The sequence below is a fragment of the Dysgonomonas sp. HGC4 genome (genome assembly GCF_001261715.1).
Classification (GTDB): domain Bacteria; phylum Bacteroidota; class Bacteroidia; order Bacteroidales; family Dysgonomonadaceae; genus Dysgonomonas_A.
In genome coordinates this window covers 24,851-49,477 of the sequence record NZ_CVRU01000112.1, presented here as the reverse complement: position 1 = coordinate 49,477, position 24,627 = coordinate 24,851, and the positions used below count along the sequence as shown (strand labels likewise).

Below are 24,627 nucleotides of genomic sequence, written 5' to 3'. Positions count from 1 at the left end.
TAATAAAGAAAGAGATTACCCCTAGGTAATCTCTTTCTTTATTATAATTATACCTTACCTTAAACGGTATAGGTGAGTTTATTAAAAGGGCTAGGAATTATCTACCAGCAAAAAAAGGATTGCTTCTCATTTCTTCAGCAATGGAAGTTTTAGGACCATGACCAGGATAAACAACCGTTTCGGCAGGTAATGTGAATAGTTTCTGGCGTATAGCTTCCAGAAGTTGATCTTGATTACCTTTAGCTAAATCGGTACGTCCGATGCTGCCTCTAAATAATGCATCGCCTACAATAACACAATTACCTTCAGCACTATAAAAGGCAACACTGCCGGGTGAATGTCCCGGAACTTCCAGAATCAATAGTTTTTGATTACCGAATTCAATTGTATCATTTTCCTTTATGTATGTACCTATTTCTGGAGCGTCTTCGCCATCCTTAAATCCAAACATTTTCATTTGAGCAGGCATGCCCTCTAGTAAGAACTGATCGGCTTGATGTGCTTTTGTTTTCAAATCGAACTGATCTAGAATAAACTTATTACCAAATACATGGTCAAAATGTAAATGCGTATTTAAGAGGTGTTTTACAACTAGATTATTATCTAAGATAAAATCGAGAAGTTCCTGTTTTTCATCAGGATAGAAGCAACCTGCATCGATGATAACACATTCGTTTGTTTCGTCATACAAAACGTAAGTATTTTCTGCTATAGGGTTAAATTCGAAAGTCTTGATATTCATAGAACTGAAAATTAAATCAAAAAATGAGGTCTTTTGACCTTTTGTTATATTAATAGGGTAGATCCTCTTCGGCTACACCTATATAATCTGGTGATGGATTAGTCTTGAGTTGTACAGCTTTGATATGTTTATCTTTGTTAAGCAATGCCTTTATTACTCTGTGCATTCCGTCCATAACTCTGCCTTCGGACGATAGTATAATGGGATAAGACAAATCAGCCTCTGTTATTAGAGTAATGTGTTCGGCAATCTTTCTGCATGTAGGAGCATCGTTAAACCAATACGATTCGTCAATTTCCTTAATATCATCCAAAGCTATTAGTTGTATAGGTAAATCTTTAGTCAGCTCTATAAGACGATGTACGTCCCAAGCCAAAAGACCTTTTTCGCTTTTAAGAAGATGATATTGCTTTCTCATATCCAATTAAAGATATAATTATATGGGAACGTAGACTACTTTTTTAGTTTCGAAAAATTCTTCTTCGAAAAATTCCTTAAGGTCGTCTACCTCTGCATATTTTCTGAATGGATGTATTTCTCCCTCAAGCTCACCACCTTTTAAGCAGATAAGCCCATTAGGTAGAGGATTCTTTTGTTCTTGAGATACATTCTTACGGATAATCTTAATCAAGTCACCTAGAGGCATAACAGCACGACTTACTACAAAGTCAAATTTGCCTTTTTCTTCTTCTGCTCTGCAATGTCTAAAACTGATATTGGTCAAACCTATGGCATCGGATACCTCTGTTGCTACTCTTATTTTCTTACCAATGCTATCAACTAAAAGAAAGGTTGATTCGGGGAAGAGTATAGCTAGCGGTACTCCCGGGAAGCCTCCGCCGGTGCCTACATCCAAAATTTTACTGCCTTCTTTAAATTGAATAACCTTAGCTATTCCTAAAGAATGAAGTACATGGTGTATGTACAGATTTTCTATATCTTTTCGTGAGATTACATTTATCTTCGAGTTCCAGTCAAGATACAGATCATATAACGCCGCAAATTGACCTTTCTGCTTATCTGTAAGGTTCGGGAAATATTTTAATAGTATATCCATTAATGTTTTATTTAGCAAAAAAATGAGAGATAGGAGAATCATTTTTCAAAGCTAACTCTATCTCGTTGTAGGGTATAAATATTTTAATTGCATCGAGCTTATAAGCTGAATATTCTCCTTTGTTGAAAACATATGTTATCCCCTTATCATCAAGTAGGAAGTTATCATTAGGAATCATTTCATCAATACCTAAATAACCTAGATCTTCAAGCTCATTAATAGTTTGTACTTTGTTCGATTTTATCAGATAATCTTTAAAGATAGAGGTCAAAAGCTTTTCATACCCCGGTTTGAAAATATCTTCTTCGGTTATAAGCTTCCCTGTTTTTAAATTGATAGCGTGATTCTTAAAGAACTCATAAGAACTAGCTCCGCCTTTATAATTGGACTGCGTGATTTGAAATACAAGGATGTCTCCTTTGTTGAAGGTTATTTGATTTGAAGTTGTCTCATAATAAGAGAAGTATTCTTCGTTGTCGTCATGAGCATCATTATTCTCTGCGAATATCTTCACATCCTCTTTATAATTTTCAATATATGCTTTGGCATAATTATCTACTGCTTCCTGAGGTGTAAATAGGGCATATGTTTCATCAAAAAAAGACGAGATGAAAATACGTTGAAGTGAATCTAATATTGCCCGATCATCATAAGACACAGGGTATGTAAAAGTCAACTTCAGATTACACGATGGCTGTGTAGAATCGTTGTCCCAATGATAGTTTTGTACAGAATGGATTGTGTCAAATTCAATACTATTATCACGAGTGGGGGTCTTCTTTGTGTTACAAGAAAACAAAGACATTGCAATAATGCACAATGTTCCTAAGTATATACTAAAATGTTTCATAAGACTTTCATAAATCTAGTTACAAATGTACCAATAATATTAGAGTAATCTAGTTAAAAAAGGGGATTTTAGAGATCTTAATTAGAGGTGGTATTTTGTGAATGCTCAAGCTTATTGTATTTATTGAGTTCTGAATGTCGAATGTTAATATACGGCGTTTTGACTCTATTAGCTTAGAGTCTTATATTGTGTTAACACTCTTGGTTTTTAATGTATTAATGTTTATTTTAGGAGAGTAATAAGAGTTAACCGAATTAAATATTTCAAATCTGATGCTGAAAACTAACTATCACACGAAGTTATTTTTTACTTTGGGAATATTATTCTCTCTCGTTTTATGTGCTAGAAGTCAAACATTGGAGGATTCGAAAATATGGCTGAGGCAGGAGCGAAAAGATCAGTTAAAATCATCTATACTGTTAGCTCCCCAATCTAAAATGATAACATCAAGGACGGATATTTTCTCTACTTATAAACTTGTAGATGACAAGAAGAAAGAAAAATATACGGTTGATTATTTGAATAACTCTATAAAGGTAGGGATCGAAAATATGATGCTTGAACCTCCTGGACTTTCAGAGAATGGATTTGGGGTGATAATTGGCGGCTTGAACTTAAGTAATCCAAAGGCTTGGTTTACTGCTGCAAAGTTTAAGAAACGAAAACAAAAAATGGAGCAGATAACAAATTGGGTCTATTCAATAGACTGATATTTACTTGTTTTCGTTCTTCTCCTTATTGTATTCTTTCGAAAGCATAAAAGTGGTATAGAGTAGTAAAAATGCTGCTACGAGCATAGAAATTACCCATTCGTTTTTCTGTTCGAACATCAAGTAGGTAGCTATTGCCATGAAAGCGATTCCAAATATCTGAATGCTGAATAAACGTTTTCCTCTTAAGCTTTTACCTGGGTATGGCGTTGTAAAAGTTACACCTGCAAAACCAAGTACGCCTATGGCCATAATAAATGCTGCTACTACAGGATTGAAGATATAGGATATTGCAGCAACTAGTATAAGTAGAGCCGAAAGTTTAAATATAAAATCTTTAGGTTTGGTCATAATTTGTAGGTCTGTAATCTATTCGATGATGAATACTTCTTCGTTTTCTCTTTTCATCAAATAATTTTCACGAGCAAATTTCTCAATATTGTCTTTATCAGAGCGAAGTTCGTTCAACTTACGCTTGTCAGTTTCTGTTTTCTCTTGGTAATACTCAATTTGAGTTTTCAAATTATGAATCTCTAAATCATAACCGAATCGAGAGAAGATATTACTATCTCCAATTACAAAACAACAAATAATAAGGACAACTATAATTGCCAACTGAATTTTGCTGAATTTTCGCAGGATATATCTTCCGATTCTCTTTAACTGTTCCATATTGAGTAATATTATTCTTTTCTTGCCATATAACTTATAACTATCTCTGATTGTTATAACCAGTCTAAGTAATAAAGAGGGCTTTTGAGCTGAATGTGGATTCGAAAATTAATATTCAATACAAATATATAGATATTTAATCAGATGATATCTAAGTAGTGTGAAATATTTATTATTGTACTTAGCTGTTTTAGATAGCCCTGGTTATTGTTATAGTTTATCTAAGTAAAAAAGAGATTAGTTCTTTAATTGAAATATTTTTGTGTAACCGACATAGAAAACGATACATTTGTATGAAATGGGTGTAGCAAATAAGCTGATTATAGTAAATTATATTTATGGCATCTGAAGAAGAAATAAAAAAGTCTGCGAGTTTAATCTCGAAATATAAATCATATTTATTGTTGGAGAAAGCTTTGTCGCCAAACTCAATTGAAGCATATCTGGATGACTTGTCTAAACTATTGCAGTATTTTGAAACAGAGAATCTTAAAATACAAGAGATAAGCTTAGAGAATCTTCAACAGTTTGTTACACAATTGTATGATTTGGGAATCAATGCGCGTTCTGTTGCTCGCGTTTTGTCGGGGGTGAGGTCTTTCTTTAATTTTCTGATCTTAGACGGTTATATCCAAAATGATCCGACTGAATTATTGGAGACTCCCAAGATAGGGTTAAAACTCCCTGTTGTTTTAAGTCTCGAAGAAATAGAGAACATAATCTCGGTAGTAGACCTATCTACAAAAGAGGGTCAACGTAACCGTGCCATTATTGAGGTACTGTATAGCTGTGGTTTGCGTATATCGGAATTGACGAACCTAAAATTCTCGGACTTATTCTTAGATGATGGATTTATTCGGGTCGAAGGGAAAGGCAGTAAACAGCGCTTAGTGCCCATATCGCCAACTGCAATTAAAGAGATCGGAAATTATTTACTCGATCGTAAGCATCTGGATGTGAAAAAAGGGTCGGAAGATATGGTTTTTCTCAGTAAAAGAGGTACGCCTATATCTCGTATTATGGTATTTCATTTTATAAAGCAATATGCTGAACTGGCAGGAATAAAAAAGAATATAAGTCCGCATACGTTCAGGCATTCATTTGCAACCCATTTGTTAGAAGGAGGTGCAAATATTAGAGCAATACAACAGATGCTTGGGCATGAAAAAATAACGACTACCGAAATTTATACGCATATGGATAGGGAATATCTTCGTCAGGAAATAATAGAACACCATCCACGTAATATGGATAAGCGATAATCCTTTCATTTTGTACAGCAAAACTGTAAGAACATAATAAAAAGAGGAAAATGTAGTTTCTATATTTGAAATATCCTTAGGGATTCTTTACTTTTGATAAAACAGAACGAATAAATTCACATAAAAGATGATTAAGAAATATAAATCGCATCCTTGGCATGGTATCTCTCTAGGGAATGAAGCACCTGAGGTCGTGAGAACATTTATAGAGATTGTTCCAACTGATACAGTTAAGTATGAGGTTGATAAGCAAACGGGGTATTTATGTATAGATCGTCCTCAGAAATATTCGAATATCATACCTGCATTATATGGATTTTTACCTCAGACAATAAGTGGCCCTAGAGTAGCCGAACTGAGCAATAACAGGCTTGACAGAACTGATATTGTGGGTGATAACGACCCGATAGATATTTGTGTGTTGACCGAGAAGGATATTACTCATGGTGATATTATTGTAAATGCACGCCCTATTGGAGGTTTTCGTTTAATAGATCATGGGCAAGCAGATGATAAACTGATAGCTGTTTTAGATAATGATGCTATTTATAGCTCTTATCGCGATATTAGTGATGTTCCGTTTGCTGTTATAGATCGTTTGAAACACTATTTTACAACTTACAAAGATATTCCCGGTGATAGTGAGCGTAAATGTGTGCTGACTCATGTTTATAATGTAGATGTTGCATACGAGGTCATCAGACGATCAATAGATGATTACAATGATTATTTTAGTGTGTGTGGAATATAAGACCTCACATTCTTCGATCTTTTTTTGACGCTATAAAAAATATAAAAGCCGATATTCATTTGAATATCGGCTTTTGCTATATAATTAAGAATCGCTTCTTATTTTTTGCGTTGTACACGTTTGTAACCATATACAGCTTTGTCACCCAATTCTTCTTCGATGCGAAGTAGTTGGTTGTATTTAGCCATACGGTCAGAACGGCTCAATGAACCAGTTTTGATTTGTCCTGAGTTAGTTGCAACTGCGATGTCAGCGATAGTAGCATCTTCAGTTTCACCCGAACGGTGAGAAGTTACTGAAGTGTAACCTGCACGGTGAGCCATTTCGATAGCATCTAAAGTTTCAGTAAGAGAACCAATTTGGTTAACTTTGATAAGGATTGAATTAGCACAACCTAGTTCGATACCTTTTCTCAAGAAATCAACGTTAGTTACAAATAAATCGTCTCCAACAAGTTGTACTTTATCGCCGATTGCATCTGTAAGGTTTTTCCATCCGTCCCAATCGTTTTCGTCCATACCGTCTTCGATAGAATCGATAGGATATTTTTCAGAAAGTTCTTTCAAGAAAGCAGCTTGTTCAGCAGAAGTACGTTTAGCTGCGTTAGGACCTTCAAATTTAGTATAATCGTAAACTTTAGCAGTTTTGTCGAAGAATTCAGAAGCAGCACAGTCAAGAGCGATAGTTACGTCTTTAGCTGGCTCATATCCTGCAGCTTTGATAGCTTTAAGGATAGACTCAAGAGCATCTTCAGTACCGTTTAATTTAGGAGCGAAACCACCTTCATCACCAACAGCAGTACTAAGACCTCTGCTTTTGAATTCTTTTGCAAGAGCGTGGAAAATTTCAGCACCCATTCTCAAACCTTCTTTGAAAGAAGCAGCACCAACTGGACGAATCATAAACTCTTGGAATGCGATAGGAGCATCAGAGTGAGATCCACCATTGATGATGTTCATCATAGGTACAGGAAGAGTATAAGTATTAGTACCACCAATATAACGGTACAATGGAATATCTAGAGCATTGGCAGCAGCTTTAGCAACAGCTAAAGAAACACCAAGAATAGCGTTAGCACCCAATTTAGATTTAGTAGGAGTTCCGTCAAGAGCAATCATTTTAAGGTCAACACCTCTTTGATCCAAAGCACAGTCTCCGATAAGTGCAGGAGCGATAACGTTGTTTACGTTCTCTACAGCTTTTTGTACACCTTTACCTAAGTATCTTTTTTTGTCTCCATCACGAAGTTCAAGAGCTTCATGCTCTCCTGTAGATGCTCCTGAAGGAACAGCAGCACGTCCAAATGCACCACACTCTAGTGTTACGTCAACTTCGATTGTTGGATTTCCTCTTGAGTCCAAGATTTCACGTCCGAAAATACGTTCGATTCTCATGTTTGTTTATTTTAGTTTGAATAAATAATATGTCTTAATTTTTAATTCTCACGTTTGCGTAACAAAAATACTTCTTTTTTTCGTTTATTGAAATACTTTTGTGGTGTAAAATGTTTTTTAAGGTCTCAGACCTTTTTTTATACTTTGGTAAGCATAAGTGCAACTAACTGTTATACTTAAATAATATTGCATTATGTGTTTGCTATAACTAATAATAACTTTAGTATGATAATGAGAAAAATAGTAGTGTTGATAGTAGTATGTGTCTCGATAGTAGCCTGTAAAGAGATCTCAAAAGCGGAGAATGGAAGTGATATTCAGATAGCAGGAGATTCTTTAGCAATAAAAGATAGTATTGCTAGTTCCGATTCCATTGACAATATAGATTGGATAGATGAAGAGCTTTATCCTAAAAGTAAGGATTTACCTCTATCGGTATTATCTACAGGAGTTTTTCATGGAGATGAAACGTCTCCCGAAATGATAAATAAAGGATGGTTTGGTATTTTTCAGGATAGAGGACGATATTATATTGCATCTACCACTCTTAGTATTCAAAAAGCGTTTGACGTTGTTTTGGATGAAACGGTAGATGAACACAACTCCTCGAATTGGACAGGGTGGGAAGTTAAGACTTCTCATATTGACACGTCTTTGGTTTTGATAAGTAGTTCGCCTCGCTTATCATCTCATGAAATAAAAACAATACCATTAGACAAAGATTTTATTGACCTGAATGAGAAAAAAACATTTACATATAATGGCTCATCTTATACACTATATTCGACGGGCAACTTAAAACCTGCTGAGTACAATAAAGATGAAATGATTATAAGTAATTATAAACTATATCTCAAGGGATACAAAGAAGGAAAAGAAATAAATCAATTGTTGGCATCTACCCCTACTTTTGATGATACTATGTTTAGAGTATTCTTAATAGGTGATATTGATAATGATGGATTTCCAGATTTAGTATTAAACACAAGCTATCATTATAACCTTTATAGACCAACGGTTTATCTATCATCATTTGCCGATAAAGATCAATTGGTAAAAGTGGTAGGTTTGCACTCAAGTGTGGGATGCTAAAATAAAAAGAGATCGAAAAAAGATATAGATAAAATAAATCGCTTATATTTGCTTTACAGTTTTGGTGTTATTCAGTCACTTTTGCTGAAAGAATAATGAAAAGGGAATCCCGTGAAAATCGAGAACAGACCCGCTGCTGTAAACTTCATAAAGAGTCTCTAAATAACACTCTATACCACTGTTCCTTAATGCGAATGGGAAGGATGTTTAGGGATGAAGTAAGTCAGAAGACCTGCCAAAATATATAAATTCGGATGCTTTCGGGAAACAAGGCAATGAATCTTAACCATAGAAGTTTACAATTAGTAAATATTCGGTCGGTTTTTTTACATATTGTTATTTTATAAATAAGAAGAGAACTATGTTTTTTCTTTTTTATAACTTGTGGCGCTAATTTTAGATAATAAAAGGCAAAATTATAATTACATATTCTGAAAGTATGTAATTGTTGAGTGCGTAATTGTTTGATAAAGAATTGTCTGATTGTAGTTTTCAATTGTGCAGGTATCTGCCGAAATGATAAGTGAATCTTAGACTTTATATTATTGTAGCAAAAGAAGATTAAAGATATTATAGTAATAAAATGAGAAAAATTTACGAACAGTTTGTAGCCCGCGAAAATCTGCTAAATAAGCAGTACGATGAGGCGTACTATAAAAAACAACATCAAAGAGGGAAGTTAACCGCCCGCGAACGTATTCTATTATTGTTTGATGAAGGTACTTTCGAAGAAACGGATGCTTATACGCCACCGGCAACAGCATCTTTTGGGAAAACCGTAGAAGCTTTCGGAGACGGTGTAGTTACAGGATTTGGGTCCGTAAACGGACGTTTGGTATACGCTTTCTCTCAGGATTTTAGTGTGCTTGGAGGTTCTTTAGGTACAGTTCATGCAGCTAAAATCGTAAAAATACAGGATATGGCTCTTAAGACGGGAGCTCCTGTTGTTGGGCTTATCGATTCGGGTGGTGCCCGTATTCAGGAAGGTGTAAGTAGTTTGAATGGCTATGCCGATATTTTTAAACGGAATGTAATGTCGTCGGGGGTAATTCCTCAGATTTCGGTAATAATGGGACCTGCTGCAGGTGGTGCAGTATATTCACCAGCTCTCACCGATTTTATATTTATGACTGCCGATACAAGCTATATGTTTGTAACAGGTCCAAATGTGGTGAAAGAGGTTTTGAATGAAACTGTATCGACCGAAGATTTGGGTGGAGCATCTGTTCATGGAACTAAATCGGGAGTTGCCGACTTTGTATATAATGATGATGAGAATACAATTTTAGGAGTAAAGAAGCTATTGTCTTACTTACCTTCTAATAATATGGAAAATCCTCCCTTGGTAAAATCGGAAGATCCGATAAGTAGGGTAGAGGAGAGTTTGAGGAATATTGTACCCGATGATCCCGATAAACCTTATGATGTAAAAGATATCGTAAGACTAATCGTAGATAAAGGCGAATTTTTAGAAGTTGCCGAAAATCATGCAGCCAATATATTCACTGCATTTGCACGTCTGGATGGTCAAGTGGTAGGTATTGTAGCCAATCAACCTAAAGTCATGGCCGGAACGTTAGATATTGACTCATCTATAAAAGCGGCGCGCTTTATTAATATTTGCGATTCGTTTAATATACCTATTATAACATTGGAGGATGTTCCCGGATTTTTACCCGGAACAGATCAGGAGCATGATGGTATTATTCGCCATGGAGCGAAACTATTGTATGCATATACTTATGCAACAGTGCCTAAGATTACCGTAATTTTGCGTAAAGCCTATGGAGGTGCATACATTGTAATGAATAGTAAAGGTATAGGTGGTGATTTTAGTTTTGCATGGCCTACTGCCGAGATTGCAGTAATGGGTCCTGATGGGGCAATTGCTATCCTTTACAGAAAAGAATTAAAGGAATCAGAAAATCCGGTAGTACTTAAAAAGGAGCTGACTCAGAAATATAGAGAAGAGGTTACCAATCCTTATATTGCTGACGAAAAAGGATTTGTTGATGAGGTTATTGATCCCGCTCTGACTCGTCACAAAATAATCAGGTCTTTAAAAACACTGGAAAGAAAAACTGAGTATAAGCCTAAGCGTAAACATGGTAATATGCCTCTTTAATTTGGATAAGAATCAAGATGAAACAAAAGAATAAAATAAAATCAATATTAATAGCCAATCGTGGTGAGATAGCTATTCGTATAGCTAAGACCACTAAAATAATGGGTATTACTTCGGTGGGTATTCGTACCCTTAAAGAACCGAATGCACTATATTTATCGTCAGTCGATAAAGTAATAGATTTCCCAGATATTGATAACGGCGGCATTCCTGAATTTCTCGATATAGAATCATTGGTGTTATTAGCCAAGAGAAATAATATAGATGCCATTCACCCCGGATATGGTTATCTGTCTGAAAATGCACAATTTGCAACACGCTGTACCGAAGAAGGTATTATATTTATAGGTCCTTCGCCGCGTGTTATTCAGAACATGGGTGATAAGGTAATTGCCAAAGAAATAGCTGCGAAGAATAATGTTCCCATGTTGGGAGGTAGTAATGGAAGCGTTGATACACTTGAGGATGCTTTGGATGTTGCCGAAAAGATTGGATTTCCACTTATTATAAAAGCTTCTGCCGGAGGTGGTGGACGTGGTATGCGTGTGGTGTACAAGAAATCGGAAATGAAACAAATGTATTTCTCTGCGTCATCTGAGGCTCAGAATGCATTTAACAATCCATCGGTATTTATCGAACGCTTTTTGGAAAACCCGAAACATATTGAATTTCAAATAGTAGGTGATTCACACGGAAATGTAATTCATTTAGGAGAGCGTGAATGTTCTGTACAACGCAAACATCAAAAATTATTAGAGGAAGCTCCATCACCAGCTCTTTCTGAAGAACTTCGTGAAAAAATGGCCACCGCTGCTGTCTCTTTAGCAAAAGGTGCAGGATATGTAAGTTTGGGAACAGTTGAGTTTCTGCTTGATAAACAAGGGAATTTCTTCTTTATGGAAATGAATACTCGTGTACAAGTAGAGCATCCTGTGACGGAAATGATAACAGGTCTTGACCTTATCGAATTACAAATTCGTATTGCCAGAGGTGAAAAACTTCCAATTGCTCAAAGTGATGTGAAGTTGAATGGTTGGGCTATTGAGTGTCGTATAAATGCAGAAGATGTTCAATCAGGATTTTCTCCATGTACGGGAATCATTAAAGGATTGAGAACTCCCGAAGGCGAAGGCGTGAGAGTTGATAAAGGAGTTGTTACAGGTTCCGAAATTACTCCCTATTTTGATTCTATGGTTGCTAAATTGATTGTTCATGCAAAAGACCGCCCAACGGTTATTGAAAATACATTGAAAGCATTGAACGATTTTCATATCAAGGGTATTAAAACAACCATTCCATTTTGCAAAGCTGTTCTGCATAATGAAGTTTTTAAAGGAGGAAGTTTCGATACTTCATTCATTGAAAAAGATATGGATTCTCTGGTTCATCACGAAAAAGATGAGGCTCTATTTGGTGCTCTATTAGCGATAACCAATCATCGTATAGAAAACGAGCCAATCAAAGAAGAGAAGCAATCGTTAGATGCATGGTCTTTGATAAACAGAATTAATAATATGTAATCTGGAATGGTAATGAACAAGCAAAATATAACTCAAAAACAATTGGTTGCTCTTGATTTAGATAATTCTAAAGAGTATGAGTTTCTTATTGGAGATAATGATACATATACAATTGGGGATAAAGAGCTGAACGCTCATTTGGAAGAAACTCCTGATGGTTTTACTTTTATGAATGTCAATGGAGTGAGTTATCCCGTAGAAATAGTTGCTCAGAAGCAGAATGAATATGAGATTCTGATTAATGGCATAAGCTATTGTTTTTCGGTAGAAACACCATTCTCTTTGCAGAGAAGAAAAATTCTGAGTTCGCAGGCTAATGAGTCCAGTACTATATTGCTAAAAGCTCCAATGCCCGGTAAAATATTGGATGTATTGGTGAAAACAGGTGATACTGTAAAAGCGGGAGATACATTAGTGATTTTAGAAGCGATGAAGATGCAGAATGCAATCTTAGCAAGTACCAAAGCCATTGTAAAGAAAGTAGTGGTAAAAGTAGGTGATACTACCAGCAAGAGCGATCTGCTTATAGAATTGGAAAAGGATAATTGAGAAGTTGTATACTTTGATATAATAGAAAGAAAGAGCGTGAATATTGATTCACGCTCTTTCTTTTTTAGTTACATTAGGTAATGTAATAAATTACTAATACTACTCCCATTCAGGAAACTGGCTAGTGTCCAAATCTAACTTAGAGATTTGCTGCATATCTGAGGCATCAAGTTCGAAGTCAAAGATATTTATATTTTCCATCATATGTTCTTTACTTGATGTTCTGGGAATGGCTACTATACCTCTTTGTATAAGCCATCTCAAAGTAACTTGTGCAATGCTCTTGTTGTGCTTTTTGCCAATGGCTGCCAATGTCTGATTACTGAAAAGATCATTGCGTCCTTGAGCGAAAGGAGACCATGCTTCCATTTGTATGCCTAATTTTTCCATCGCTGCTTGTGCTTCGTGTTGCTGAAAAAATACATTGGTTTCTATTTGATTGACCGCAGGTTTAATTTTAGCATACATAAGCAAATCTGCTAGTTGGTCAGGCTCAAAATTACTTACCCCGATGGCTTTGATTTTACCTGCCTCATACAGCTCTTCCATAGCTTTCCAAGTACCTTTTACATCTCCCCTTGGTCGGTGGATCAGATAGAGGTCTATATAATCTAAGCCTAATTTATTCAGAGATTCCTCAAAAGCCTTTTTGGTACTTTCGTAGCCCATGTCGCTAACCCAAACCTTTGTCGTAACAAAAAGTTCTTCTCTTTTGATTCCACTCTTTTTGATTCCCTTTCCTACGGCTTCTTCGTTTCCATATATTTTACCAGTATCCAGAAGACGGTAGCCAACAGAAATAGCTTCTGCAACACATCTTTCACCAATGGAATCTGTAAGGTATAAAGTCCCAAAGCCAAGAATTGGCATTGAAACCCCATTGTTAAGAGTTTGCTTTGGTACGGATTGACCAATCTGAGAGTAAATACTAATAGACAAAAAACAGAGTATACAGAGTGCTAAATATTTCTTCATACACTTTCAATATTAGTTTATGTAACAATTATAGTCTTAATCTGTAAGGTTGCGAGAAAGTTTGTATAGTATCTTATTGAGAAAACGATTGTAATAAGATGTGCAAATTAGACGTAAATAGTTTTACAGCAATTCCCATAAGGATAATACCGAAAAATTTACGCATTACATATACACCACCTACTCCAAGAAGCCGTTTTACAAATTTCAGATTTTTGAGAACCAAGAATACGATTATCATATTAAGAAGAAGTCCGATAATAATATTGCTGACCTGAAATTCGGCTCGCATTGATAACAATGCTGTAAATGTTCCCGGACCTGCAATCAGAGGAAATACGATAGGAACTAAAGTAGTAGACCCTGGAGGAGCATCGTTTCTGAAAACTTCTATTCCGAAAATCATTTCCACAGATATAATAAAGATAACTAATGCACCTGCAATAGCAAACGAAGAAACATCAACATTAAATAAATGTAATATCAGTTCCCCAACAAAAAGAAAAGCAGTCATTATGACAAACGAATATATGGCTGCCTGTTTAGGGTTTACATCTTCCCCCTTTTGTTGAAAGTTGAGGAAAATAGGAACTGACCCTAAGACGTCAATCAGTGCAAATAATACAACAAAGACACTTAGTATCTGAGTGAAACTTATACCCATGGTAATTCAATTTAAATACAAAAATATATCATAATAATCATCTTATTTTATCTTTTAAGGATAAAGCACTGGGAGTTTATTTAGTTTCTATTAGAATTATTCCATTAAGAGCTCTTGTCCCATATATAGCTGCAGTAGACGGGATATCTCCAGATAGCACTGTGATTTTCGTTGTCTGACCGTATTCTATATTATTTAGATCTTTTAGATAATGTGCTTGATTATCAACCACTATCAGAGGAAATTTAGAGTGGGCAGTTTTCTCGTCAATGCTCAATTCTTCTCTCATTTTTTTTTCAATGTAAATATAAAGAGATGATTTGGGAGTATTCTTAGGCAAGAATTCATCTTCTCTAATAACTGTGCTATTCCTGTGTAGACTCGATTCTGAGTGTTTGCGATATTTGAGTTGGTTGGACTCTATGTTTAATGTCGAATCCTTACTATTAGTTGAGGTTTCAATCGTTTCTTTACAGTACCCAATAAGAGGAGCTAAGGCGAAAAACAATATTATAAGATATCTCATATGTGATCTAGATTACGGTAAATCAGAGGAGAGTGCAATATAATAAAAAAGGTTACACGAATGGTGTAACCTTTATATTTATTTGTGCTGTAATTTTACTTGATTAGTTCGTTTACGCAAACTTTAAGACTGTCCTCCCATTGAGGAGTTTCAACTTCGAAAGTAGTCTTTATTTTGGTTTTGTCTAAAACACTGTATTGAGGACGACTTGCTCTCGTGGGGTATTGATCTGTTGTAATAGGGCTAACCTTGCAACTTGTAATACCTGCATATTTATGAATAGCCACAGTGAAATCGTACCATGATGTAACCCCCTCGTCGGTATAATGATAGATACCTGCTTTGAAGTGGCTGTAAGATTCACTATGATCTAATATCTTAACAATAGCTTTAGCCAAATCAGCAGCATTGGTTGGGCTACCGGTTTGATCTGCTACTACATTCAATGCATCTCTTTCTTTACCTAGCTTGATCATTGTTTTTACAAAGTTATTTCCATAGATAGAATATAACCATGCTGTGCGGATAATGATTGAATCGGGGCATACTTCAAGTAAAGCTGCTTCACCCTCTTGTTTAGACTTTCCGTATACCGATTTTGGATTTACAGGATCGGTTTCCAAATAAGGACGACTTCCTGTACCATCAAATACATAATCGGTAGATGTATGAATTACTTTAGCTTCATTGTTGGTTGCTGCAATACCCAGATTACGGGCTGCATCTTTGTTTATTTTATAACAAAGTTCAACATCATCTTCAGCTTTGTCTACTGCTGTATAAGCTGCGCAATTGACAATGTATTTGATATTGTTGTCTTTTACAAATTGCTCAACAGCTTGTAAGTTTGTAATATCTAATTCGGCAACATCAGTAAAAATAAAATTAAGATTCGCTTCATGATCTGCGGTTGCACGCTTAAGCTCGCTCCCTAACTGACCATTAGAGCCGGTTACTAATACATTTTTAGGAACTAATTGAAATACGAAAATATTTTTTGCTGACTTGTCTTCGTCATCAGCTTGTTTGTTTCCTGAGAAAAATGCCATTATAGTTAGTTTTTATGGTTGTTGAAATATATGCTTTTTTATTATTGCTTGCTTAGAAAGTAAAACGGTATGTGATTTTATATCTCTAACTTCCCTTCTTTGTCTAAATGGTATCTGTTAGATAGCATTCGAAGAAATGAACTGATTTGAGATATTGCTGCTTGAGTTTCTCCCGAAATTTCCTTTTGCTGTAAGCGTAGTAATAAGAATCCGTATAAAGCAGAGAAACAAGTTTCTAGTTCGGGGGTACTTTTGTCTTCAGATTTTGCTCTCAGCTCTACAATAAAAGGCAGCGTTTTGTAGTAGTTTGAGATGTATTCGGGTTCTTTGGGCGATTTAAGTAATCTTAAATGAAGGTCGGTTAGATCGATAATTACATTTTTGTTGATTTGAAGATGTCCCTTTTCAGTTATACCTTCTAGTTTCATCATCTCGATTAAGCCTTCATACCAATCTTTTATTTCTTTTTTAATATCATCAGTCTGGTCAAATTTATTAATGATACTTTCTTCTATAACATCAATATCTAATTTGTTTGCCCTTAGAATATCTTCTATTTGCCACATATATAGCAAATATTCAGCAATATTTTCGTTCTTTTTTTGTTTGGCTATTAGCATTCTTTTTCGATTAAGTAAGATGTTTAAGTAACGATTGCTAAATCTTATAACTATAACTGTCTCTTATTATTGTATTTATCAAAGTAATTATTTTTGCCTTGAATAGGTGCAAAGATAACCTAGTTTATAGAGATCGAGAATAAATAAACTGGGTTTATTTCCTAAAAGATTCTTAATGAAACTTTTTTTCAGCAATTGAAAAGAGAAGGAAACAAGCCGCGTTAGCCTTAATCTGTCAATCTTAGACTTAGTCTTAAGAAGTTTTACTGTTTCGGTTAAGTCTACTTTGTCATTCCCCGATTCTTGTAATAAATATAGATTCTCCAGAGCTGACTCTGTTCTTTTAAGAAATTCATCGTTTGAGATGATGCCTGTGTGAATCAATGGATTATTGACTTGAGTAATATGATGTCCTTGTTTTATTATTTCGGTATGAAATACAACATCCTCATATCCGTATTCTTGTATACTTTCGTCGAAAGGAGTAAGTAGTAAAACCCGCTTATCTATCATGAAATTGAAAGTCGAGAAATACTGATCAGGATGTTCTTTTCGTGTCTCTATCGAAATAGCTTCTCTATACATCCCGAAAAGCCAACGTAATGAATGCTGACTGTCTTTACAAGGTAGGTACTCGCATCCACCATAACACACTATGCCTGGCGATCGCATTTTTATGTAAGTAGAAATATAATGTGGGGAACAGACCTGAGCATCATTATCTATATAAATAAGATAAGGATGCGCTGCTTTTTGCGGGAAAAGATTACGGATTTTAGCCCTGCTAATATTAACAGGAAGTTCTTCGTAATGTATATTTTCAAGTTTCGATAATTCTCTATTGATCGTTTGAAAGGGCAAGTCCGAAGCATCATCAATCAAAAGTATTTCATACGGAGCATCCAAAGCCTCGCATTGTAGATGTAGGTCTGTTACAAGCTTTGTAACATCAGTATTATATATCGGGATACATACTGAAATCATTCAACACTTTCTTCTTTCTCGAATATAGAAAAGTTGACACTGCCGTAAACTCTTTTCTCTTTGAATAAAGGAGCTGATGAAAAATCGTCTGATTTCGAATGTTCCATCACAAATACTCCTCCGGGTTTCAAAAGATTCTTCTCAAAGATAAGTTTAGGTACCTCTTTCAGGAAAGGAAGATCGTAAGGCGGATCTGCAAAAATAAAATCGAACTGATCTTTGGAAATGTCCAGAAATTTAAAAACATCCATCTTGAATATTCTTAATTCGTTGGCTTCAAGAAGTTTTTGAGTTTTTTCGATGAAAGAATAATTAGGGGCGAATTTTTCTACACATGTAACCTGAGGGCATCCTCTTGATACCAGTTCGAAGCTGATACTACCCGTTCCTCCAAATAAATCGAGAGCCTTTACATCTTCCCAATCAATTGAATTGCTAAGTATATTGAATAAATTTTCTTTCGCAAAATCAGTTGTCGGTCTCGCTTTGAAGTTTTTAGGAAGTTCTAATCGACGTCCTTTATATCGTCCGCTAACAATTCTCATATGGTTGCTAATATTAATAAGTCAAGAGGGGCTTTTCTGCTGTCTGTTTCCATAAACTCTACTTCGCTGGGTACTCCAACCGTTTCTATGCGTTTGATATAATCGCGAAGAATTGGAAGAACAAACTTATCAGAACCTGCAAAATTTTCAAGGATATACAAGTAATCCTGATTCTGGTCAAAGTTGCATTTGTTCCAGATATTCAGAATGAAATATATGAGATTATGCCCATTCTCATGTTGAAATGTAATTGCATGAAGCAAATTAGATTTTTCATCATAACAAAATACATCGAGAAACTCGTTGTGAAAGTTGAGGTACATCTTCGAACGCTTTTCAGCAATTCTGTTTTTGCCCTCAATGTATTTCATTAATAAATTGGAATGATGAAAAAAGGTAGGATTATATAAACTGCGCATCAGAAATTTATAAATTTCTTTATCAGCATTAAATATGGTAATATTGTCTTGAATTGGGTCAGGGCTAATCAGAACTTGTTCAACTTGTTCCTGATGGGTAAAGTTATATAATGCTTCTTTTTTATTTTTTTCGAATAAATAACGGGGGGCAATATCATACTCTTTCGAAACAAAGACAACATTGGTTTGTATAAAAACTTGTGTCAGAAAATTGTAGTCGAAAATTATACGTTGAATGTTGCTCAGTCTATCCGATTCGTTCGAAAAAGAAGTTTCCCGATAACAATAATTGCCACCCATGCGCGGTTCGTGTATGGAGAACGCTAAGCCGTTGGGTGTTATACGAATTGTCAGAATGTATTTTTCTGATTTTCCGAGATCAATATTGTCTGGTAGAAACATAATATCTTATTTAATGTTTACAAATTTAGAAAAAGAAACTTTATGTACTATTTTTATACCTTAATAAGTGAGGCAAAATAAATAGAGCCTTGCTTTTGTCAAGATAAAACTTTTCACTTGCGAGTTGTGATGACAGCAAGAATAACTCTTGTAAAGCTAAAATGCAAAATAGGTCTGTGACCTGAATTTAAATATCAAATGTCTCTAAATAGTTTCTTCCTAGAACAGATTAAAAAGAACTTCCCGTTTGAACCGACCGGCGAACAGGCGTCGTCTTTGGATCAGATAACTGATTTTCTATTTTCGCGAACTTCCGATGGCGTTTTCTTGCTCAAAGGATATGCGGGAACAGGAAAATCTTCACTAATTGGAGCTTTGGTAAAAACGATGACCGATTTTGAACAAAAAACGGTTTTGTTAGCACCTACCGGACGTGCAGCAAAAGTTTTCTCAAGCTACTCCAACCATCCTGCATTTACGATCCATAAAAAAATATATCGGCAGAAACGCTTTTCGGGCGAGGCTTCGGGTTTTGTGCCTATGGATAATCTGCACAAAGATACTTTATTTATTGTAGATGAAGCGTCGATGATTAGCAATGATGGTATTGATTCCTTTAGTTTTGGTTCGGGTAGACTTTTAGACGATTTGATTCATTATGTATATGGTGGAGAGAATTGCCGATTATTGCTTATTGGCGATGAGGCTCAGTTACCACCCGTGATGCAGGAGACTAGCCCAGCTTTGCAAATAGATACGCTGAAAGGATACGGTTTGGAGGTTTGGAGTACAACGATGACCCAAATTGTAAGGCAGGCAGAAAACTCAGGTATATTATTTAATGCAACACATATACGAAATGCATTATTGGAAAATACGACCGAATTATTCCCTAAATTGAAATTAGAAGGCTTCGACGATATTCGAAAGGTTTCGGGTGAAGAACTGATCGATGAAATATCAGCAGCTTATGATAGAGATGGTATAGAAGAGACCATGATTGTATCTCGTTCAAATAAGAGAGCTAATATATATAATGAGGGTGTTCGCAATCGAATATTGTATAGAGAAGAAGAATTGTCGTCGGGAGATATGCTCATGGTCACTAAAAATAATTACTTTTGGACTGAGAATGTTGAGCAGATTGATTTCTTGGCGAATGGCGAACTACTTGAAATATTAAGAGTCAGACGTACACAAGAGATATATGGTTTCCGATTTTGTGATGTTTTAGTGAAGCATCCCGATTATGATATAGAATTGGAAATAAAGATATTAATAGATACCTTACATTCTGATACTACCGGACTGTCTCAAGAGAAGAACGCAGAACTGTTCTATAATATATTGGAGGATTACACTGATATAACAACCAAGAATGGAAAAATGCAGAAGATGAAAGTCGATCCTTTTTATAATGCGGTACAAGTAAAGTATGGATATGCTGTTACTTGTCATAAGGCACAAGGTGGAGAGTGGACGAATATCTTTTTGGATATTGGGTATATAACGGAAGAACATCTGGGCATAAATTTCTATCGTTGGTTATATACTGCTTTAACCCGTGCCTCTAAACGACTTTATTTGGTGAATTTGCCAGATGAGTTTTTTTAAGAGGATCATATTGATATATAATAAGGGAGACTTCAATTCTTAATATTTTGTTAATTTAATTAAAATGCAACAACAGAAAGCAACATTCTGAAGTTGTATTCATCTAATAACTGAACCTAAAAATCCGAATGGAAGAATTGCAACTAATAGAGGGATGCAAGCAACAAGATCGTAGGTCACAGCAAATCGTTTACGAACGATATGCTCGTGTGATGTATGGTATTTGTCTGCGGTATTCGTCAGATGCAGATTCTGCACAGGATTTATTGCATGATGGGTTTCTAAAAGTTTTTGCACATATAATTTCTTACGAAGGAAAAGGTTCTTTTGAGGGGTGGATGAAACGAGTTTTTATAAATTTGGCATTAGAAACCATTCGTAAGGATAAAATAAAAAAACAATACTCGGAAGATATTGAAAATCTGTCTGATATTGATGAAATAAGAGATGATTCGGAGGATGATACGGCTAAAATTTCAGAAACGGAATTGATGAAAATGATACAAGAATTACCTCAAGGGTATAGATCGGTTTTCAACTTGTATGCAATAGAGGAATATTCTCATAAAGAAATAAGTGAAGCGCTAGGCATAGCCGAGGGGACATCTCGTTCTCAATACATCAGAGCAAGGTTGTTATTACAAGAAAAGATTAAAGCATACTTAAAAAGACAATGAAACCGGACAAGGATCACATAAAGGATATTTTTTCCTCAAAGCTAAATGGTTTTGAGCCTGAGCTTCCTCCATTATTATGGGAGAGGATTGAGGCTGATCTGCCAGCTCTTCCGGTGATAGAGAAAGCGCCTGCTAAAACTCCTATATATAGAATTTTGACGTGGGCTACTGCCGCTGCTGCTGTGGTTTTAGGTGTTTTGTTTTTTATACCTCAGGAACAGAATTCTGAAAGTGTTGCCCTTTTGATGAATGACAATACAACAAGAGATAGTCAGATTCAGGAAAAGTATAAAATAATAAACTCAGAAAAGTCTAGTTTGTCAGACATCGGTGAAGAGTCTGTAAAGAAACACTCTTCATATATGCTATTGGCTGAATCTAAAGTAGAGACTAAAGCTGTGTCTGAAAAAGCCACTGTTGAATCTCCTCTAAAGGCAGAAGTGCTATCGGAAAAAACAACATCCGGAAAAGCAACCATTACTGCAACCTCAGAAAATAGAAGCTCATCAATAGTTAATAATGATATTTATGTTGCAGAAGAAAAGAGCTCTGAGAAATTTCAGCCAAAAGATGCAGCTTTTGATGAGGATCTGAAAGCCCGAATAGCGGCTTTTGAGGCTGAGGGCGATAGGGCTAAGAATATTTTGGCAGACAATAATATTCCTAAAAAAACAAAACGAAGCGATTCTGAGCCTAAAGGAATAACTCTAGGTTTGGGGGGAGGTAGTGGATTGTCTAAATCTGATGATGTTACAAACGCTCTTCGCTATGCGAATGCTTCTTCAGATGGGGCTGTAAACATGTTGAAGAGAGAGAGGTTGAAGATGGAGCATAACCAGCCAGTCTCTTTTGGAATTGCTGTCAATAAAAAAATAACGAATAGAATTTCGATAGAAAGCGGTATTGTATATACTTATGTTTCAGCAAGAATAAAGGAGGATCCGAATATGGAATTTAAGCAAAATGATTTGCAATATTTCCACTATCTGGGTGTGCCTCTGTCTGTAAATTATAAATTGGTTGAGTGGAAGAAAATCGAATTTTATACTTCAGTGGGAGGTATGATTCAAAAAGATATTTATGGAAAACTAAATAGCGATAGTAATGTAGATGGTTTGCTTAATTTTGGTAAGTCTACAAGCCGTAAGGTTTCTCAAGACAGACCCCAGTTTTCGGTAACAGGTTTATTAGGTATAAGTTATCCTTTGTATAATAAGTTATCTGTTTTTTCCAGTTTTGGAGGGGCTTATTATTTTGATGCAGGAAATGAGTATCAAACTATATTTTCAGATAAAAAATGGCTGTTTAATCTCAATCTAGGATTGAAGTTTGGCTTTTAAATTAATATACTAAATAGAAACAATAGAAATAATTAATTATGAAAAAGACCTCTTTGTATTTGTGCGTAATAGCTGTGTTGGCTACGGTCTTCTCCTCGTGTTTGGGAGATAATGAATCTACAACATCAGCTTCTAAAACTTTTACTTTTATCCAAGAAGATCCAGCTACAGGTAAATTGTATGCTGCTATAAAAATAGGTTATGGACTGGCTTATATAACTGGTACAGGTTTAACCGATGTAAGTGCAGGAGATGCAGCATTGATCTCTTATAAAGTAAATCTAAATAATCTGGGTGGTGGTACAACTATAAGCCAAGCAGAATATATTTCGGTAAATGAAGTATTTCCTAGACCTCATAAGGTTGTAAGAAATCAACCAATGGATACTTTAGTGAACAATAGTCCATTTAAATCTGTAATTATAGATGTGCCAGATCAAAACATGTCTTTCAAAAATAGATGGTTGTTCCAGTTTTCGGCAGATCTGAAAGGTGATAACCAAAATTTTGATGTGGTTTTCTCTTATGACAAGGATAGTCAAAAAGATAAAGATGGAAACGCCTTGGCTGAAAATACAGTTATAGTAGATGTTACTTTAGTGAAAACAGGTGTTGCTACAGAAGGTGCAACAGCGAAACCTAAGACCAAACCTGTAGTAGTTGATTTTACAAGTTTCAGAAATGAGCATACACCATCAACTATTCCAGACAATGGCGTGTTGATGTATGTTTGGTTTAGATATATTTATGAAAATCCAACTACTAAGAAAGCAGAACTTTACTACTTGAAATCGGGAGTTGGTTTAGGATATTGGAAAGAAACTGAAAAATAATAGAGAATACTCCAAGGAGTAATTTTGATATGATATATAGTAAGGGTTGTCCATGATTGTGGACAACCCTTTTTGCTTTATTCTTCAAAAAGTCGATTGATCTAAAAGGTAATAGGTGTAGATATTACCTCGGAAATATCAGAAATACATGACTCGCGAAGGATGCAGTTTTTTTATTCTCTCTTTTTCTTGATAATTTATAGTATTTTTTTGATAATTGACAGGAAATCTGTACCTTTGCGAGCCGATTATTATAAATGTGAATATAAATATTTGATATATAGCTGGTTATTTGCTTAAATAAGTGTCCTTAGTAAATAAGTAAAACCAATGTTGTCAAATAAAAGTCATTAACCAAATTAAAAAATAAAGAAAGTGGATACTTTAAGTTATAAGACCATTTCTGCAAACAAAGCAACTGCTAAAAAAGAATGGGTTGTGATTGATGCATCAGGTCAAACTTTAGGCCGTTTGGCTTCAAAGGTGGCTATGCTTTTGAGAGGAAAGTACAAGCCAAGCTTTACTCCCCATGTTGATTGTGGAGATAATGTTATCATCATTAATGCTGATAAAGTAGTTCTTACCGGTAACAAATGGACAGAACGTGTGTATTTGAGATATACAGGTTATCCAGGTGGACAACGTGCAACAACTCCTCAAGTATTGATGGGTAAAGGAGCTGATCGCTTAATGCATAAAGTGGTTAAAGGTATGTTACCTAAGAATAAATTAGGTGCAGCTTTATTGAAAAACCTTTATGTATATGGTGGAACAGAGCACAAACATGATGCTCAACAGCCAAAAGTAATAGATATTAACACTCTTAAATAATAACAATGGAAGTAATAAATGCAATTGGAAGACGCAAAGCTGCAGTAGCTCGCGTATACCTAAGCGAAGGAACTGGGAAAATTGTTATCAACAAAAGAGAACTAGCAAATTATTTTCCATCAACAATTCTTCAATATGTTGTAAACCAACCTCTAAATAAATTAGGTGTTGCCGAGAAATATGACATTAAGATCAATTTGAACGGTGGTGGATACAAAGGTCAAGCAGAAGCTGCTCGTCTAGGTATTGCTCGTGCTCTAGTGAAGATCAACGCTGATGATAAACCTGCTTTAAGAGCTGAAGGTTTCATGACTCGTGATCCTCGTGTTGTTGAACGTAAAAAACCAGGACAACCTAAAGCAAGAAAGAAATTTCAATTCTCAAAACGTTAATTTGGATATGGCTTTCTCCCTCGAACATTTGC

Annotated in this window: 28 protein-coding genes and 1 riboswitch; of the genes, 13 read left to right on the top strand and 15 right to left on the bottom strand. The window is 35.4% G+C overall.

Going from position 1 to position 24,627, the window contains the following annotated elements; translation table 11 throughout:
- Nucleotides 1-97 precede the first annotated feature (97 nt).
- The 4 genes from HGC4_RS11810 to HGC4_RS11795 are packed head-to-tail and all read right to left on the bottom strand — an operon-like array spanning nt 98 to nt 2,649.
- Nucleotides 98-742, bottom strand: a complete 645-nt coding sequence (locus HGC4_RS11810) for an MBL fold metallo-hydrolase (protein ID WP_050710342.1) — start codon at nt 740-742, stop codon at nt 98-100.
- Between the two features lie 49 nt (nt 743-791).
- On the bottom strand, nt 792-1,160 hold the full coding sequence (locus tag HGC4_RS11805) for a hypothetical protein (RefSeq protein WP_050710345.1): 369 nt from the start codon (nt 1,158-1,160) through the stop codon (nt 792-794).
- A gap of 18 nt (nt 1,161-1,178) precedes the next feature.
- Entirely contained in the window at nt 1,179-1,799 is a 621-nt protein-coding gene (gene rsmG / locus HGC4_RS11800; protein ID WP_050710341.1) for a 16S rRNA (guanine(527)-N(7))-methyltransferase RsmG, read from the bottom strand.
- A gap of 7 nt (nt 1,800-1,806) precedes the next feature.
- Nucleotides 1,807-2,649, bottom strand: a complete 843-nt coding sequence (locus tag HGC4_RS11795; RefSeq protein ID WP_082204164.1) for an RsiV family protein — start codon at nt 2,647-2,649, stop codon at nt 1,807-1,809.
- Between the two features lie 272 nt (nt 2,650-2,921).
- Between HGC4_RS11795 and HGC4_RS11790 the strand changes: the two genes are divergently transcribed.
- The gene (locus HGC4_RS11790) at nt 2,922-3,359 is read left to right on the top strand and encodes a hypothetical protein (RefSeq protein WP_050710339.1); all 438 of its coding nucleotides are present in this window, start codon (nt 2,922-2,924) and stop codon (nt 3,357-3,359) included.
- Nucleotides 3,360-3,362: 3 nt separating this feature from the next.
- On the opposite strand, the gene HGC4_RS11785 is transcribed toward HGC4_RS11790, so the two are convergent.
- A complete protein-coding gene (locus HGC4_RS11785) occupies nt 3,363-3,710 on the bottom strand; it encodes a hypothetical protein (RefSeq protein WP_050710338.1) in 348 nt (115 codons plus the stop codon).
- 18 nt (nt 3,711-3,728) lie between these two features.
- Entirely contained in the window at nt 3,729-4,031 is a 303-nt protein-coding gene (locus HGC4_RS11780) for an FtsB family cell division protein (RefSeq protein ID WP_050710337.1), read from the bottom strand.
- 338 nt (nt 4,032-4,369) lie between these two features.
- Here HGC4_RS11780 and xerD point away from each other — a divergent pair, with 338 nt between their 5' ends.
- Together xerD and HGC4_RS11770 are read left to right on the top strand one after the other, a co-directional pair.
- Nucleotides 4,370-5,293 (top strand): site-specific tyrosine recombinase XerD, encoded by a 924-nt coding sequence (gene xerD, locus HGC4_RS11775; protein ID WP_185099970.1) that lies wholly within the window; start codon nt 4,370-4,372, stop codon nt 5,291-5,293.
- A gap of 127 nt (nt 5,294-5,420) precedes the next feature.
- Complete coding sequence (locus tag HGC4_RS11770) at nt 5,421-6,044, top strand: inorganic pyrophosphatase (protein WP_050710336.1); 624 nt, start codon at nt 5,421-5,423, stop codon at nt 6,042-6,044.
- A gap of 98 nt (nt 6,045-6,142) precedes the next feature.
- Here HGC4_RS11770 and eno read toward each other — a convergent pair whose 3' ends face one another.
- Nucleotides 6,143-7,438 carry a phosphopyruvate hydratase gene (gene eno / locus HGC4_RS11765; RefSeq protein ID WP_050710335.1) on the bottom strand — a complete coding sequence of 432 codons (1,296 nt, stop codon included), beginning with the start codon at nt 7,436-7,438 and terminating at the stop codon, nt 6,143-6,145.
- 231 nt (nt 7,439-7,669) lie between these two features.
- Here eno and HGC4_RS11760 point away from each other — a divergent pair, with 231 nt between their 5' ends.
- From HGC4_RS11760 to HGC4_RS19140, 4 genes are all read left to right on the top strand, one after another.
- On the top strand, nt 7,670-8,530 hold the full coding sequence (locus HGC4_RS11760) for a hypothetical protein (protein WP_157258254.1): 861 nt from the start codon (nt 7,670-7,672) through the stop codon (nt 8,528-8,530).
- 45 nt (nt 8,531-8,575) lie between these two features.
- A riboswitch (cobalamin riboswitch) is annotated at nt 8,576-8,785 on the top strand.
- Nucleotides 8,786-9,113: 328 nt separating this feature from the next.
- Nucleotides 9,114-10,655: an acyl-CoA carboxylase subunit beta gene (locus tag HGC4_RS11755; RefSeq protein WP_050710333.1), complete on the top strand. Its 1,542-nt coding sequence runs from the start codon at nt 9,114-9,116 to the stop codon at nt 10,653-10,655.
- Between the two features lie 17 nt (nt 10,656-10,672).
- Nucleotides 10,673-12,175 (top strand): acetyl-CoA carboxylase biotin carboxylase subunit, encoded by a 1,503-nt coding sequence (locus HGC4_RS11750; RefSeq protein WP_050710332.1) that lies wholly within the window; start codon nt 10,673-10,675, stop codon nt 12,173-12,175.
- A 12-nt stretch (nt 12,176-12,187) separates the two neighbouring features.
- Nucleotides 12,188-12,724 carry an acyl-CoA carboxylase biotin carboxyl carrier protein subunit gene (locus tag HGC4_RS19140; RefSeq protein WP_304437592.1) on the top strand — a complete coding sequence of 179 codons (537 nt, stop codon included), beginning with the start codon at nt 12,188-12,190 and terminating at the stop codon, nt 12,722-12,724.
- 99 nt (nt 12,725-12,823) lie between these two features.
- Here the strand turns inward: HGC4_RS19140 and HGC4_RS11740 are convergent, their stop codons facing one another.
- From HGC4_RS11740 to HGC4_RS11705, 8 genes are all read right to left on the bottom strand, one after another.
- A complete protein-coding gene (locus tag HGC4_RS11740) occupies nt 12,824-13,699 on the bottom strand; it encodes an aldo/keto reductase (RefSeq protein ID WP_050710330.1) in 876 nt (291 codons plus the stop codon).
- A gap of 73 nt (nt 13,700-13,772) precedes the next feature.
- Nucleotides 13,773-14,369, bottom strand: coding sequence for a MarC family protein (locus tag HGC4_RS11735; RefSeq protein ID WP_373419311.1), 597 nt, complete (start codon nt 14,367-14,369; stop codon nt 13,773-13,775).
- A gap of 70 nt (nt 14,370-14,439) precedes the next feature.
- A complete protein-coding gene (locus HGC4_RS11730; protein WP_050710328.1) occupies nt 14,440-14,889 on the bottom strand; it encodes a hypothetical protein in 450 nt (149 codons plus the stop codon).
- 95 nt (nt 14,890-14,984) lie between these two features.
- Nucleotides 14,985-15,938, bottom strand: coding sequence for a dTDP-4-dehydrorhamnose reductase (rfbD, locus tag HGC4_RS11725; RefSeq protein ID WP_050710327.1), 954 nt, complete (start codon nt 15,936-15,938; stop codon nt 14,985-14,987).
- Nucleotides 15,939-16,015: 77 nt separating this feature from the next.
- Nucleotides 16,016-16,558, bottom strand: a complete 543-nt coding sequence (locus HGC4_RS11720) for a DUF4924 family protein (protein WP_050710326.1) — start codon at nt 16,556-16,558, stop codon at nt 16,016-16,018.
- Between the two features lie 87 nt (nt 16,559-16,645).
- A complete protein-coding gene (locus HGC4_RS11715) occupies nt 16,646-17,542 on the bottom strand; it encodes a glycosyltransferase family 2 protein (protein WP_050710325.1) in 897 nt (298 codons plus the stop codon).
- Nucleotides 17,539-18,087: an RsmD family RNA methyltransferase gene (locus HGC4_RS11710; RefSeq protein WP_050710324.1), complete on the bottom strand. Its 549-nt coding sequence runs from the start codon at nt 18,085-18,087 to the stop codon at nt 17,539-17,541. The genes HGC4_RS11715 and HGC4_RS11710 overlap by 4 nt, the downstream gene beginning before the upstream one ends.
- Nucleotides 18,084-18,908 (bottom strand): DUF3822 family protein, encoded by an 825-nt coding sequence (locus tag HGC4_RS11705; protein WP_050710323.1) that lies wholly within the window; start codon nt 18,906-18,908, stop codon nt 18,084-18,086. Before HGC4_RS11705 ends, HGC4_RS11710 begins: the two co-directional genes overlap by 4 nt.
- Nucleotides 18,909-19,106: 198 nt before the next feature.
- Here HGC4_RS11705 and HGC4_RS11700 point away from each other — a divergent pair, with 198 nt between their 5' ends.
- The 6 genes from HGC4_RS11700 to rpsI all read left to right on the top strand — a co-directional run bounded on the left by HGC4_RS11700 (nt 19,107) and on the right by rpsI (nt 24,595).
- The gene (locus tag HGC4_RS11700) at nt 19,107-20,522 is read left to right on the top strand and encodes an ATP-dependent DNA helicase (protein WP_050710322.1); all 1,416 of its coding nucleotides are present in this window, start codon (nt 19,107-19,109) and stop codon (nt 20,520-20,522) included.
- A gap of 128 nt (nt 20,523-20,650) precedes the next feature.
- Nucleotides 20,651-21,199, top strand: a complete 549-nt coding sequence (locus HGC4_RS11695) for an RNA polymerase sigma factor (RefSeq protein WP_050710321.1) — start codon at nt 20,651-20,653, stop codon at nt 21,197-21,199.
- A complete protein-coding gene (locus HGC4_RS11690; protein ID WP_050710320.1) occupies nt 21,196-22,539 on the top strand; it encodes a hypothetical protein in 1,344 nt (447 codons plus the stop codon). Before HGC4_RS11695 ends, HGC4_RS11690 begins: the two co-directional genes overlap by 4 nt.
- Before the next feature lie 38 nt (nt 22,540-22,577).
- Complete coding sequence (locus HGC4_RS11685; protein ID WP_050710319.1) at nt 22,578-23,372, top strand: hypothetical protein; 795 nt, start codon at nt 22,578-22,580, stop codon at nt 23,370-23,372.
- 375 nt (nt 23,373-23,747) lie between these two features.
- Nucleotides 23,748-24,203, top strand: a complete 456-nt coding sequence (gene rplM, locus HGC4_RS11680) for a 50S ribosomal protein L13 (protein ID WP_050710318.1) — start codon at nt 23,748-23,750, stop codon at nt 24,201-24,203.
- Nucleotides 24,204-24,208: 5 nt separating this feature from the next.
- Nucleotides 24,209-24,595, top strand: a complete 387-nt coding sequence (rpsI, locus tag HGC4_RS11675; protein WP_050710317.1) for a 30S ribosomal protein S9 — start codon at nt 24,209-24,211, stop codon at nt 24,593-24,595.
- Nucleotides 24,596-24,627: the final 32 nt, after the last annotated feature.